The sequence below is a fragment of the Hyphomonas chukchiensis genome, from assembly GCF_000682695.1.
Taxonomy (GTDB): Bacteria; Pseudomonadota; Alphaproteobacteria; order Caulobacterales; family Hyphomonadaceae; genus Hyphomonas; species Hyphomonas chukchiensis.
Window position 1 is genome coordinate 1 of record NZ_AWFG01000025.1, and the last position, 13,762, is coordinate 13,762.

Here is a 13,762-nt window from a genome sequence, read left to right on the forward strand (position 1 = left end):
TTTGTGCCGAAATTACAGCAGAAACGGTGGTCAAACACCAAACTGCAGAAGGCGCAAAAAAGGGTGTTGACGGGCAATAATGCGGCCCATATAAGCCGCGACTTCCGGAAGGGGCGGCGCCCTGGATGGCCTACCGGAACTTCGGTTCCAGCTGTTTGACATTGTAAGAGATTAGGAAGAGAAACGCAGGCGGCGTGACGGCTTGCGGACGAGGATTTCGGTCCTTGTCCAGACGATCACGACGGATGCGTTTCTTGAGAAAATTCTTTTTCCATCGATCAGGTTCGCCTGATCTTTGTGACTAAGGGTTTCTCGTCAAAGAACGCAATTACTTGATGCTTATATAGCAACAGTTGCCGTCCTTATTCCAAAGGACGGATCGTCAGATCAACACTCAACTTGAGAGTTTGATTCTGGCTCAGAACGAACGCTGGCGGCAGGCTTAACACATGCAAGTCGAACGATATAGTGGCAGACGGGTGAGTAACGCGTGGGAACGTACCTTTCACTACGGAATAGCTCTTGGAAACGAGTGGTAATACCGTATACGCCCTCCGGGGGAAAGATTTATCGGTGAAAGATCGGCCCGCGTTAGATTAGCTAGTTGGTAGGGTAATGGCCTACCAAGGCGACGATCTATAGCTGGTCTGAGAGGATGATCAGCCACACTGGGACTGAGACACGGCCCAGACTCCTACGGGAGGCAGCAGTGGGGAATCTTGCACAATGGGCGAAAGCCTGATGCAGCCATGCCGCGTGAATGATGAAGGCCTTAGGGTTGTAAAATTCTTTCGCTAGGGATGATAATGACAGTACCTAGTAAAGAAGCCCCGGCTAACTTCGTGCCAGCAGCCGCGGTAATACGAAGGGGGCTAGCGTTGTTCGGAATTACTGGGCGTAAAGCGCACGTAGGCGGACTTTTAAGTCAGGTGTGAAATCCCAGGGCTCAACCCTGGAACTGCATTTGAAACTGGAAGTCTAGAGACCAGGAGAGGTTAGCGGAATACCGAGTGTAGAGGTGAAATTCGTAGATATTCGGTGGAACACCAGTGGCGAAGGCGGCTAACTGGACTGGTACTGACGCTGAGGTGCGAAAGTGTGGGGAGCAAACAGGATTAGATACCCTGGTAGTCCACACCGTAAACGATGAGAGCTAGTTGTTGGCAGGCATGCCTGTCAGTGACGCAGCTAACGCATTAAGCTCTCCGCCTGGGGAGTACGGCCGCAAGGTTAAAACTCAAAGAAATTGACGGGGGCCCGCACAAGCGGTGGAGCATGTGGTTTAATTCGAAGCAACGCGCAGAACCTTACCTACCCTTGACATGTCCAGTATGGTTTCCAGAGATGGATCCCTTCAGTTAGGCTGGCTGGAACACAGGTGCTGCATGGCTGTCGTCAGCTCGTGTCGTGAGATGTTGGGTTAAGTCCCGCAACGAGCGCAACCCTCATCCTTAGTTGCCATCACGTTTGGGTGGGCACTCTAAGGAAACTGCCGGTGGCAAGCCGGAGGAAGGTGGGGATGACGTCAAGTCCTCATGGCCCTTACGGGTAGGGCTACACACGTGCTACAATGGCAGTGACAATGGGATAATCCCCAAAAACTGTCTCAGTTCGGATTGTCGTCTGCAACTCGACGGCATGAAGGTGGAATCGCTAGTAATCGTGGATCAGCATGCCACGGTGAATACGTTCCCGGGCCTTGTACACACCGCCCGTCACATCATGGGAATTGGTTCTACCCGAAGATCGTGTGCTAACTTCGGAGGCAGCGAGCCACGGTAGGATCAGTGACTGGGATGAAGTCGTAACAAGGTAGCCGTAGGGGAACCTGCGGCTGGATCACCTCCTTTCTAAGGATGCTTTGGATTGTCTGGTTCGCCAGGCTCTGAAGCTCTAAAGAACATATCGCCTCCTTGAGAGGCAAAACTATAGCGGTCTTCACGCCGTCTTCGTTTCTCTTCCTTCGTTCGTAATTCGGGTCAGCCTTGTGCCGGCTCGAACATTAAGCGAGCCCCGCGGGCGCTTGTTATCGCCTGTCTTCGACTTTGACTGTGTGGCTCTGATGAGTTGCTGGTCACGGGCCGGTAGCTCAGGTGGTTAGAGCGCACGCCTGATAAGCGTGAGGTCGGAAGTTCAACTCTTCCTCGGCCCACCATCGAAACCTGTTCCGGCAGGGTAGGGAGCGCGCTGCGAGTGCCCGGTTTGGGGCCTTAGCTCAGCTGGGAGAGCGCCTGATTTGCATTCAGGAGGTCAGCGGTTCGATCCCGCTAGGCTCCACCATTCGCGTGTTTGTACGAACGAAAGAAGTTTACCGTTTCCGGGCCCATTGGGCTTGGGATATTTGTCATTGTAAGGGAAAGATTGATCCGGCTGGCCGCCATGCCTCGTGCATGAACGTCACCAGCATCAGCCGAATAACCTGCCTCGCAGCAATGCGGGATCCAGGTCAAAGGGTCAGTCTGCAAGAAACCAACATGTCTGATCGAGATCCATGTTTGTGGCAAACGCTATGCGTTTTCTACTGCACATGGGTTTCAAAAACGATCAAGCGTCAAAAGGGCATCCGGGGGATGTCTTGGCGGTAAGAGGCGATGAAAGACGTGGCACTCTGCGATAAGCACCGGGGAGGCGAGAGCACCCTTTGATCCGGTGATTTCTGAATGGGGAAACCCATCTCCGAGATGTTGGATAATTCGAGCGCTTCGGCGCTCGACCTGTCTAACATTTCACTAGTGAGATATTTTAACCTGAATACATAGGGTTAAAAAGCAAACCCAGGGAATTGAAACATCTAAGTACCTGGAGGAAAGGACATCAATTGAGACTCCGTTAGTAGTGGCGAGCGAACGCGGACCAGGCCTGGTCTGAAACAAGGCAAAGCATCTGGGAAGGTGCGCCATAGTGGGTGATAGCCCCGTAGCCGTAAAATGAAGACCTTTTAGAGTAGGGCGGGACACGTGAAATCCTGTCTGAACATGGGGGGACCACCCTCCAAGCCTAAGTACTCCTTACCGACCGATAGTGAACAAGTACCGTGAGGGAATGATGAAAAGCACCCCGATGAGGGGAGTGAAACAGATCCTGAAACCGGATGCCTACAAGCTGATGGAGCCGCAAGGTGACATCGTACCTTTTGTATAATGGGTCAGCGACTTAGTGTTGCGTGCAAGCTTAAGCCGTTAGGTGTAGGCACAGCGAAAGCGAGTCTTAATAGGGCGACTGAGTACGTAGCATTAGACCCGAAGGCAAGTGATCTAGGTATGGGCAGGCTGAAGGTGCAGTAACATGCACTGGAGGGCCGAACCGTTGAGCGTTGAAAAGCTCTCGGATGACCTGTGCCTAGGGGTGAAAGGCCAATCAAACTTGCTGATAGCTGGTTCTCCGCGAAAACTATTTAGGTAGTGCGTCACGATGAGACTCTGGGGGGTAGAGCACTGAATGGGCTAGGGGTCCTCACCGGATTACCAAACCTTCTCAAACTCCGAATACCCAGAAGTTATGCGTGGCAGACACACGGCGGGTGCTAACGTCCGTCGTGAAGAGGGAAACAACCCAGACCGCCGATTAAGGCCCCCAAGTTATAGCTAAGTGCGAAACGATGTGGAGGTGCTGAGACAATCAGGAGGTTGGCTTAGAAGCAGCCATCCTTTAAAGAAAGCGTAACAGCTCACTGATCAAGCGCCTCTGCGCGGAAAATGTATCGGGACTAAAGTTATACGCCGAAATCGCGGGCTCAGTAATGAGCGGTAGCGGAGCGTTCCGTAAGCCTGTGAAGGTGAACCGTGAGGTTTGCTGGAGGTATCGGAAGTGAGAATGCTGACATGAGTAGCGACAAAGAGGGTGAGAGACCCTCTCGCCGAAAGACCAAGGGTTCCTGCGTAAAGTTAATCTGCGCAGGGTTAGCCGGCCCCTAAGGCAAGGCCGAAAGGCGTAGTCGATGGGAACCACGTTAATATTCGTGGGCCAAGGGATGAGTGACGGATTTCGAAAGTTGTATCCTCTTATTGGATTGAGGATGCGGCCTGGAAGTCCCTGGAAATAGCCTCCCTATTAGACCGTACCCGAAACCGACACAGGTGGTCAGGTAGAGCATACCAAGGCGCTTGAGAGAACTATGTTGAAGGAACTCGGCAAATTACCTCCGTAACTTCGGGAGAAGGAGGCCTCACATTGGGCAACCAGTGCTGAGGGGCACAAAACTGGGGGTTGCGACTGTTTATCAAAAACACAGGGCTCTGCGAAGCCGTAAGGCGACGTATAGGGTCTGACGCCTGCCCGGTGCCGGAAGGTTAAAAGGAGAAGTGCAAGCTTTGAATTGAAGCCCCGGTGAACGGCGGCCGTAACTATAACGGTCCTAAGGTAGCGAAATTCCTTGTCGGGTAAGTTCCGACCTGCACGAATGGCGTAACGACTTCCCCACTGTCTCCAACATAGACTCAGCGAAATTGAATTCCCCGTGAAGATGCGGGGTACCCGCGGTCAGACGGAAAGACCCCGTGAACCTTTACTACAGCTTCACAGTGGCATTAAAGAATATATGTGTAGGATAGGTGGGAGGCTTTGAAGCATGGTCGCTAGATCGTGTGGAGCCAACCTTGAAATACCACCCTTGTCTTCTTTGATGTCTAACCGCGCCCCTGGATGGGGCCGGGACCCTGTGTGGCGGGTAGTTTGACTGGGGCGGTCGCCTCCCAAAGTGTAACGGAGGCGCGCAATGGTAGGCTCAGAGCGGTCGGACATCGCTCGTTGAGTGCAATGGCATAAGCCTGCCTGACTGTGAGATCGACGGATCGAGCAGAGTCGAAAGACGGTCATAGTGATCCGGTGGTCCCGAGTGGAAGGGCCATCGCTCAACGGATAAAAGGTACTCCGGGGATAACAGGCTGATGATGCCCAAGAGTCCATATCGACGGCATCGTTTGGCACCTCGATGTCGGCTCATCACATCCTGGGGCTGGAGCAGGTCCCAAGGGTTCGGCTGTTCGCCGATTAAAGTGGTACGTGAGCTGGGTTCAGAACGTCGCGAGACAGTTTGGTCCCTATCTGCCGTGGGTGTTGGAGACTTGAGAGGATTTGTCCCTAGTACGAGAGGACCGGGATGAACACACCTCTGGTGGACCTGTTGTGGCGCCAGCCGCATTGCAGGGTAGCTATGTGTGGACTAGATAACCGCTGAAAGCATCTAAGCGGGAAACTAACCTCAAAACTAGGTCTCCCTGAGAGCCGTGCAAGACCAGCACGTCGATAGGCTGGGTGTGGAAGTGCAGCAATGCATGGAGCTAACCAGTACTAATTGCTCGATAGGCTTGATCGTGAAACTCGTGTGTAGTTGAAAGCGCATTGCTTTTTCTCATACTTGGACCTCGAAAAGACATTTTGGTTTCATATTGCATTATACCTTGCTGATTTCCGCCGACCCGGTGGTTATGGCAGGGGGTCCCCACCCGATCCCATCTCGAACTCGGTCGTTAAGCCCCCTTGCGCTGATGGTACTACGTCTTAAGGCGTGGGAGAGTAAGTCGCTGCCGGGTCCGCAGAACTCAGTAAGTATAATGCCTCTTGCAGACACATATCTTTCCTTTACCTCGAATGGTCGTCTTATGACGGCCTGCCGTGACGGACGTCCGTGTCCTACACGGGCATCTTGTCCGGCTCAGCCAGAAACGGCGGGCCGGATTTGCATTTCAGGGGCTGGTCTCCTAAGTGTACCTAAGTTGACGCGGGATGGAGCAGTCCGGTAGCTCGTCAGGCTCATAACCTGAAGGTCACAGGTTCAAATCCTGTTCCCGCACCCAAATTAGCCCCTGATTTCCTAACGGAAGTCGGGGGCTTTTTTGCGTTTGGGATTACGTTTGGCGTACCGCATTCGGGGCCGAGATTAATCGGTCCACCTGTCTGCATTAACCAAGCCATTGGAACGATCAAGAAGCTCCGGGCATAGGTCTGGTGGAAGTTTCCTCCGCTTCCTACTTTTTCTTCAGTGCCGGCGCAGAATGCGCCGGCACTGTTGATTTCAGACATAATGGGCATGAAAAAGCGCGCTGACCTTGAGTCAGCGCGCTCGTTCCGGCTCAAATAAGCCGTCCTGATTATTCAGGCTTGTTGGCGTCAGCGGTTTCTTCAATCTTGTCGCCAGCGGCTTCGATATCCTGGCCAGCGCCTTCAACCGTATTGCAGGCGGTGAGGAAGAGAACGAGCGCAGCGGCGCCCACGGCTTTCATTGCGGTTTTCATGTTCAGGTCTCCTTGCATTTAACCCGCAAATTCAACGCGTGTGCGGATCACCTGTTCCCAAAATAAATGGCAATTCTTGGCGCTTATGACTTCGCTGTTTTTTCACTGCCGGGATCCGGCTGGTAACGGATAATACCATGCAGGAACATATCCACGACAATGTTCACGGATGCCCTGATCTCTTCCGCATCCGGACGCACTTCTTCATCCAGAAGCGCGCGTGAGACGAGGCCGGACCGTGTCATTTCAAGGAAAAGCGTCGCCGCACGGTAGGGGTCCTCAAGGCGTATCTCGCCAGCTTCCTTACGGTCGATAAGATAGTCGGCAAGCGCCTGACGGATCTTGTCCGGGCCGCGGCGCTGGAACTCCCTTGGAATTTCAGGGAATTTTCTGGCGAGGCCGACGATCAACCGGTACATCTCAAGTGCTTCGGGCTCGAGCAGTTTGCTTGTAAATTGCATCCCGATACGACGCAGCCCTTCTTCGACAGGCGTGTGTGCGGAGAGTTCAACTCCCATCGTTTCCGTTATCTGGCGTACACGCGCGTCCAGCATCGCGATGAAGAGACCCTGCTTGTCGCCAAATTGCGAATAGAGCGTCGAAAGAGATCCGCCCGCGCGCAGTACGATTTCCGACATGCTGGCCGCCTCATAACCCTGTTCCAGGAAAACCTGGCGCGCGGCCGCAATGAAGGCGGCGCGTCGCTTGTCACCCCGGCTCAGTGGCTCGGTAACTTGGCTGGCTTTCTTCTGAGCTGCGGTCATCCCGACAGGCTCCTCCCTTATATGCTCTTTTTTCAGAACACTTCTTGAAACCGTAATTGACATTACACATTTCTCGGGTGTAATCAACATTACACTTGCTGGCGCGGTTGTGTGCAGCAATCTCGAGAGGTGTGCACATGGCCCTGAAGGCTTTCCCGTCCGTTCCGAAAGTGGTTGAGCCCACAAAGGAAACGGAAGACATGGGGACTGCGGTGAACGATACGGCTGAAACGCCCGAGTCGCCCGCGCCCCTCAATGTGCGCCGCTATGCGATGTTCGCCGTTGCCGGACTGGCCGTCCTGTTCGGGCTGTGGAAGGGCGTTGAGTGGTGGAACACGGGCCGGTTCGAAGTCCGCACCGACAATGCCTATATCCGCGCCGACATCACGACCGTGGCCTCCAAGATCCAGGGCTATGTCTCCAAGGTCGTCGTCACCGACAATCAGGCCGTCAAGGCAGGCGATCTCCTGGTCGTGCTTGAGGGGGGCGACTATGACGCCCGGCTCTCTGAAGCCCAGGCCGCCCTGTCACAAGCTGAAGCCGCTGCTGCTCAAGCGCGCGCACAAGTCGCCTCCAAGCAGTCGCTTGAAGCTTCCGCCCTGGCAGATATCGCCGCACAGAAAGACCGTGTGACAGAGGCACGTGCGGCCGAGCAGTCGGCCAAGGCCAACGCCAAGATCGCCAGCGAAGACTTCGCCAGATACGCAGAGCTTACGGACAAGGGACACTACCCGGCCGCCCAGCTCGATACGGCACATGCAAAAGCCGACGCGGCCAAGGCCAATGCCGACCAGGCGGCCGCGGCCATTACCACACAGACAAGCCAGCTCAGTGTCGCCCAGGCAGGGCTTGCGCGGGCCAAGCAGGACATAGCTGCGGCCGAGGCGGCTGTCGCCGGCGCTGACGCACAGGTCGAAGCTGCCCGCGCGCGCGTACAGGCGGCGCAGCTTGATGCCGGCCGCGCTGAAATCCGCGCGCCTATTTCGGGCGTCGTGGCCAACCGTGTTGTTTCTGAAGGACAATTGCTCAGCCCGGGCCAACAGGCGCTTTCCATCGTGCCCGTCGACCAGGCCTATGTGATTGCCAATTTCAAGGAGACCCAGGTGGAAAACATGCGGCCCGGCCAGAAGGTTGAGCTTCATGTCGATGCCTATCCTGATCTCAAGGTGGAGGGCACTGTGCAGTCGCTTGCGCCCGCGTCCGGCGCCCAGTTCAGCCTGATCCCTCAGGATACCGCCACTGGCAACTTTACCAAGATCGTCCAGCGCGTTCCCGTACGCCTCGCGATTTCGAAAGAAGCGCTCGATACGGGTCTGATGCGTCCAGGCCTCTCGGTCGAGGCTGTGGTCAACGTCAAACCGACACAGTCGTGAGATGAGCACGTCGGCACCGACGCATCCTGGAAACGCCGCAGCCTTGGCTGAGGGCGACAAAATCCCTATCACGCTCCATATCGGCTTCTTCGCGATGATCATCGGCATGTTCATGTCGATTCTGGACGTGCAGATCGTTGCCAGTTCGATCCGCCAGATCCAGGCTGGCGTTTCGGCCAGTGGGGATGAGATTGCCTGGGTACAGACCGGTTATCTGATTGCCGAAGTTGTCGGCATCCCGCTATCCGGGTTTCTGAACCGTGTGTTTGGCCTGCGGCGCCTGTTCATGATGTCCGCGGCGGCCTTTACGGTCTCCAGTGTCCTCTGCGCCATGTCCTGGGACCTGGATTCCCTCATCTTCTTTCGCTGCATCCAGGGTTTTGTCGGTGCGGCCATGGTGCCCTCCACAATGGCCGCCGCCTTTACCCTGTTCCCGGGTGGCAGGTCGATGACGCAGCAGGTGATGATCGGCATGGTGGCGACGCTCGCCCCGTCGATCGGTCCAACGCTGGGCGGTTGGATTACCGAACATATGAGCTGGCACTGGCTCTTCCTGCTCAATGTGATCCCGGGCATTGCAGCGGTCATTCTTGTCTGGATGTACGTGCCACGCCAGAAGGGCGAAACGCACCTTCTGCGCCGCGTCGATATTGTCGGGCTCGCGGCAATGGCGATGATGCTTGGCGCGTTTGAATGGGTTGTGGAAGAAGGCCCGGCGGAAGGCTGGACCCAGAGTTCCATGATCATTCGCTGGATTTTTTATTGCACGGTCGCAGCCGCGATTTTCTTCTACCGTGCAGTCCGCGCCGAGCATCCGATTGTTGACCTCAGCGTGTTCAAGGATCGCAATTTTGCGTCCGGCGCCATTGTCGGGGCTGTGGTCGGCTTTGTTCTCTACGGGTCTGTTTATGCGCTGCCGCTCTTTCTCGGTCAGGTCCAGGGCTATTCGGCCCTGCAGATCGGTCAGATCATGAGTGTGTCAGGCGTGGCCATGTTCATCGGCGGGCCGATTGGCGGCGCCCTGACACGGCGTTTCGATCCCCGTCTCGTGCTTGGCAGCGGGCTCATACTTATAACGATCGGTGTAATGGGCAACGCCCACATGACGCATGAATCGAGTTTCAATGAACTGTTCTGGCCTCAGGCCTTACGCGGTATTGGCCTGATCCTCACCATGGTGCCGACGACGAACCTGGCTCTGGGCACGTTGCCGCCGGCGCGCGTGGCCAATGCCTCCGGTCTCTTCACGGTTTGCCGCAACCTTGGCGGCGCTGTGGGGATCGCATTCCTCAATACGCTGATGTTGCATTATAATTCGCTTCATAAGCAGGAATTGTCTGCGGGCATGAGCATCGCGCGCCCCGAAGTTCAGACCTGGCTGTCGCAGGCTTCAAGCCGGCTTCAGGCCGCTGGCGTTCCTGACCCGGATGCGTCCGCCATGATGCAACTCGGCCAGCGGGTTCAGCTTGAAGCGCTGGTCATGACGTACAACAATCTCTTCACGGCGATGGCCATGGCTTCAGCTCTCGCGTTTCTTGTTGTCTTCATTTTGAGAAAGCCCAATCCTGCGGCAGGGCCTGTCGCGGCCCATTGATGGCACGCAGAGAAAAGGGCGCCGAGTGATCAGCGCCCTTTGTCTTTATGAATTGCGTCGTCCGTATTCTGTCTAGACGACATTCTTGCCTTGTACGGCCCTGACAACGAATGTCAGAACGAGCAGGGCGAGGAATACGAAGAACAGGATCTGTGCGATACCCGCCGAAGCGCCTGCGAGACCGCCAAAGCCAAGAGCTGCAGCGATAATGGCGAATATGAAAAATGCGAGTGCCCAACCGAGCATGATATGTCTCCTTGTCAATGTTAGCCGGCTTCATGTGCCGTTAAATTACCAACTCGGATCGGGCTACTCGGGTTCCGGAAATTAACTTTGGAACCCTTTTGGCGGTGCGTGCGTTTTTGTAGCAGCACCTGATGCGCGTCACGATTGGCTTCCTATTCTCCCAATCGACCAACGCGTGGCATCAGGATTTTCTTAGATTCACGGTCATCCGGGGGCCCTTGCTTGAAGCTGTGTGCATTGATTAATCCAGATTCTGGATCCACACCCAAAAACTCTGAAGATGCGCTTCAGGCAGAACTTGCACCCATGGGTCTCACCGCAACGGTGATTCCTGCCGTTGGTGGCGAGATCGTATCAGCCGTCGCTGAAGCCCTCGCCATGAAGCCTGATGTCTTGATTGTCTGGGGCGGTGACGGGTCTGTTGCGTGCGCACTTTCAGCTAGCGGCGCATCCGGTCCTCCCGTCCTGGCCTTGCCCGGCGGGACCATGAACCTGGTTCACAAGCGCCTGCATGGGGAGATCACCGACTGGAAGGAAATTCTGCGCCTTGCGCTGGAATCGCCTGCCGAGCCCTTCGCTGCGGGCTGCGTCAACGAGCACCTGTTCTTTGTCGCTGCAATGATGGGCCAGGTCACCACGCTGGCGGAATCGCGAGAGGCCGCCCGGCATGGCCAGATCATCAAGGCGGCGGAACTGGCTGTTCAGTCGGGCGCGATGAATATCGAGCGCAGGTTACGCCTTGAAGCGGTCCATGCAGATGGCAACCAGAAGCTCGATGCGGTGGCAGCAGCTGTCGTGATAGGCGATGGCGTCGTGCCAAAGCTGGAAGTTGCCGCAATTGATCCCCGATCTACATTCGATTGGGTGACTATTGCTGTCGATGCCCTGATGCACGGATGGCGTGAAGCAGAGTCAATCGACATGGACGAAACCCGTACCGTCACCATCACAGACATTGAAGGGCTCGAGTTTCCGGCCACCATTGATGGTGAGACCGTCACAATGCCGAGTGGCACGACCATCAGGCTTAAACGTCATGCCGCCAATGTTTTGCGCGCCAGGCCTGGCTGATGCGGATTGTTCAGCTCGCAGACCTGCATTTCGGCGCGGAAGACGCCCGCGCCATCGAGGCTGCGACCGAGTCTGTCACACAGCTGGCGCCGGATGTGGTCGTTGTCAGCGGCGACATGACCCAGCGCGGAAAGCACCGTGAGTTCGAGATGGCGCGCGCGTGGATCGACAGCCTGAACCGGCCCTGCCTGATCGTACCGGGCAATCACGACACGCCCTTGTTCAATCTGGTGTCTCGGGCCAGCAGTCCCTTCCAGCGCCACGATCACTATTTTGATTCCTATGCCAGCATGCTGCGCGTGGATGATGTCCGGATCGACGGCCTGAACACGGCGCGTGGCTGGCAGGCCCGTTCAAACTGGGCTGAAGGCTCGGTACGGCTGAGGCATCTGGCCACTATCCTGAATCGTGATGTGAGGCCGGATACAATACGCGTCCTCGCCTGCCACCATCCCTTCCGGTCGCCCAAGGACGCGCCCTTGCGAACCCGCACACGCCGCGGCGGTGCCGCAAGCGAGATGCTGGCTGAAAGTGATGTGGCCATTCTGCTGACGGGACATGTCCACACGCCGCATGTTGAGCTGATCGAGGAGCCTAATGGCCGTTACCTCGCCATCTCTGCGGGGACATTGTCGACACGCCTGCGCAGCGCGCCTCCCGCCTTCAACAGTCTCGACATCACGCCGACCAGCGTGTCCGTGACGACCCACGACTTTAAAGGCTCAGCCTTCGAGGCGCGGTCACTGGGCAGCTGGAAAGTGGCTCATCTCAAACCGAAATAACCAGCGGCCATCTCAGTCCTTATTTGGCATGTGAAGTGTGAGGTGGCATCCGCCATCCGGATGTGCGTCAACATTAAGCGATGCGGCGAGTTGGCGGGAGAATGCGTTCATCAGCTTTGATCCCAGGCCACGACCGCTTTCCTGGTCGGATGGTGCGGATGGATCATATCCCCGGCCATTGTCGGAAATCCTGAGGGTCGTACCGCCGTCATCGACAGCGAGCGATACAGTGATCACGCCGCCTTCCGGCCCGAAGGCATATTTCATGGCATTGGTAATGGCTTCCACAATGAAGAGGGCCATAGGGATCGCGTCATCGGCGGGGCGCATGACGTCATCATAGTCCTGGACAATCTCGACGCGGGATTCTTCCATGCCGAGCGCTTCCGACAAGTGGGACACAAGTCCGGTCAGGAAGGGCTTTAGCTGGACCTGCTCAAGGCGTTCATTCTGGTAGAGCGTCTGGTGCACAATCGCGAGTGCATCAATGCGGTGGCGTGCAGCCGAAATCGCCGCCTTGGCTTCGGGGTCGCGCAGCTGCCGCCCCTGAAGGTTGAGGAAGCTGGTAACGATCTGAAGATTGTTTTTGACCCGGTGATGGATTTCGCGCACGGCGGCATCCCGGCTGGCAATGGCTTGCTTCAGATCCTGATCGCGTTCGCCGATATCCTTGGCCATGACATCCATGGCGCGTGCAAGCCGCGAAATTTCATCAGGTGCCTTGTCGAAGGTCTGGCCAGCCTTGAACTGGTAGCGACCGGCCCCGTAAACGCGCACCGTCCGGGTCAGCCGCGACAACCAGCGCAGCACGAGCGAGTCGATCGCAAGCCACACGGCGAGCAGGGCCACGCTGAATGCGATCAGCGGCAGGCCTATGGAGGTGAGGGGGCGGAGCGTGAAGTCGCTCCAGAAACCCGGGGACTCGCGTGAGATCGCCGCAAATACATTCCCCGGCCCCAAGGGCTTGATGACGACATCCAGAGAATGGCCCGCCTTGTCCTTCAGGACGAATAGAGAAGGGGTCTGTTCCTTGGCGACAGCGGCGACCCATTCAGGGTCAAGCTTGGTAAAACGGCTACTTCCAAAGGCCTCGCCGCGATCATCCAGGACGGAGACCTCGATTCCGCTGGGTGGGGCGGCCTCATGAGCGAGGGCCGCGAGCTGCGCAGTGTGGAGTTCAAACCCCACAGAGCCGACAAAGGCGCCTTCATCATCATCGAGGCGAAGGAGGATAGAGAACAGCCAGTCATCATCCCGGCTGCTATAGTATGTGTCGCTGCGCACGAGTTTTTCGCCGCGCTTCAGCCGTTCATTGTTTTCAGGATTAGGTAGAGTCCAGCCTGCAGCAGACGGTGACGAGCAGGTCGCAAGGCCGTCCGTGTCGAAGCGGGCGACATTTGCCAGTGGTACAATGACTTCCGAGAGGTTGTTATAAACCTTCGCGCAACGGCCGCGCGCCAGATCATCGCGATTAAGTGTGAGCAGGAGTGCGGCTTGGTCGATCGATTTCTCGACACTGTCAAGCGCGTCGTCAGACAGGAGCAGCAAGTCAACCCGGCGTTCGTCGAGGCCCTTTGCGGCGTCGAGATAGGCTGAAAAAACAGACAGGACCAGAATAGGCATCAGGGCCGCAACGAGCGTCATGACGAGACGCTTGCGCAACGATCCTGATTTCCTATTGGATTCTTTGTCTTTCAGC

The 13,762-nt window shown here is 56.4% G+C and carries 8 protein-coding genes, 3 tRNA genes and 3 rRNA genes; 10 read left to right on the forward strand and 4 right to left on the reverse strand.

All coding sequences use genetic code 11. The features are described 5' to 3' along the window. The first annotated feature begins 395 nt into the window (after positions 1–395). From HY30_RS09705 to HY30_RS09730, 6 genes are all read left to right on the forward strand, one after another. Positions 396–1,850: ribosomal RNA gene (locus HY30_RS09705) — 16S ribosomal RNA — on the forward strand. 228 nt (positions 1,851–2,078) lie between these two features. After that, a tRNA-Ile gene (locus tag HY30_RS09710) sits at positions 2,079–2,155 on the forward strand. Between the two features lie 49 nt (positions 2,156–2,204). Continuing rightward, positions 2,205–2,280: transfer RNA gene (locus HY30_RS09715), tRNA-Ala, on the forward strand. 262 nt (positions 2,281–2,542) lie between these two features. Next, a 23S ribosomal RNA gene (locus HY30_RS09720) occupies positions 2,543–5,314 on the forward strand. Between the two features lie 102 nt (positions 5,315–5,416). Beyond that, positions 5,417–5,531 (forward strand): 5S ribosomal RNA (gene rrf, locus HY30_RS09725). The 16S, 23S and 5S rRNA genes sit together here with 3 tRNA genes alongside, the layout of an rRNA operon. Positions 5,532–5,718: 187 nt before the next feature. Continuing rightward, a tRNA-Met gene (locus HY30_RS09730) sits at positions 5,719–5,795 on the forward strand. A gap of 294 nt (positions 5,796–6,089) precedes the next feature. Here HY30_RS09730 and HY30_RS19715 read toward each other — a convergent pair. Then, positions 6,090–6,233 (reverse strand): entericidin A/B family lipoprotein, encoded by a 144-nt coding sequence (locus tag HY30_RS19715; RefSeq protein ID WP_081812171.1) that lies wholly within the window; start codon positions 6,231–6,233, stop codon positions 6,090–6,092. Between the two features lie 83 nt (positions 6,234–6,316). Then, on the reverse strand, positions 6,317–6,997 hold the full coding sequence (locus HY30_RS09735; protein WP_051615268.1) for a TetR/AcrR family transcriptional regulator: 681 nt from the start codon (positions 6,995–6,997) through the stop codon (positions 6,317–6,319). A gap of 137 nt (positions 6,998–7,134) precedes the next feature. Between HY30_RS09735 and HY30_RS09740 the strand changes: the two genes are divergently transcribed. Together HY30_RS09740 and HY30_RS09745 are read left to right on the forward strand one after the other, a co-directional pair. Beyond that, on the forward strand, positions 7,135–8,370 hold the full coding sequence (locus tag HY30_RS09740; protein WP_081812173.1) for an HlyD family secretion protein: 1,236 nt from the start codon (positions 7,135–7,137) through the stop codon (positions 8,368–8,370). A 43-nt stretch (positions 8,371–8,413) separates the two neighbouring features. Then, positions 8,414–9,964: a DHA2 family efflux MFS transporter permease subunit gene (locus HY30_RS09745; protein WP_051615270.1), complete on the forward strand. Its 1,551-nt coding sequence runs from the start codon at positions 8,414–8,416 to the stop codon at positions 9,962–9,964. A 72-nt stretch (positions 9,965–10,036) separates the two neighbouring features. Here HY30_RS09745 and HY30_RS19720 read toward each other — a convergent pair whose 3' ends face one another. Beyond that, positions 10,037–10,210, reverse strand: coding sequence for a DUF1328 domain-containing protein (locus tag HY30_RS19720; protein ID WP_034739665.1), 174 nt, complete (start codon positions 10,208–10,210; stop codon positions 10,037–10,039). Positions 10,211–10,447: 237 nt separating this feature from the next. On the opposite strand from HY30_RS19720, the gene HY30_RS09755 reads away from it, so the two are divergent. Together HY30_RS09755 and HY30_RS09760 are read left to right on the forward strand one after the other, a co-directional pair. Continuing rightward, the gene (locus HY30_RS09755) at positions 10,448–11,281 is read left to right on the forward strand and encodes a diacylglycerol/lipid kinase family protein (protein ID WP_162176925.1); all 834 of its coding nucleotides are present in this window, start codon (positions 10,448–10,450) and stop codon (positions 11,279–11,281) included. Continuing rightward, positions 11,281–12,063, forward strand: coding sequence for a metallophosphoesterase family protein (locus tag HY30_RS09760; RefSeq protein WP_034739670.1), 783 nt, complete (start codon positions 11,281–11,283; stop codon positions 12,061–12,063). The genes HY30_RS09755 and HY30_RS09760 overlap by 1 nt, the downstream gene beginning before the upstream one ends. Positions 12,064–12,075: 12 nt before the next feature. Here HY30_RS09760 and HY30_RS19265 read toward each other — a convergent pair whose 3' ends face one another. Next, positions 12,076–13,725 (reverse strand): sensor histidine kinase, encoded by a 1,650-nt coding sequence (locus HY30_RS19265; RefSeq protein ID WP_051615272.1) that lies wholly within the window; start codon positions 13,723–13,725, stop codon positions 12,076–12,078. Positions 13,726–13,762 lie beyond the last annotated feature (37 nt).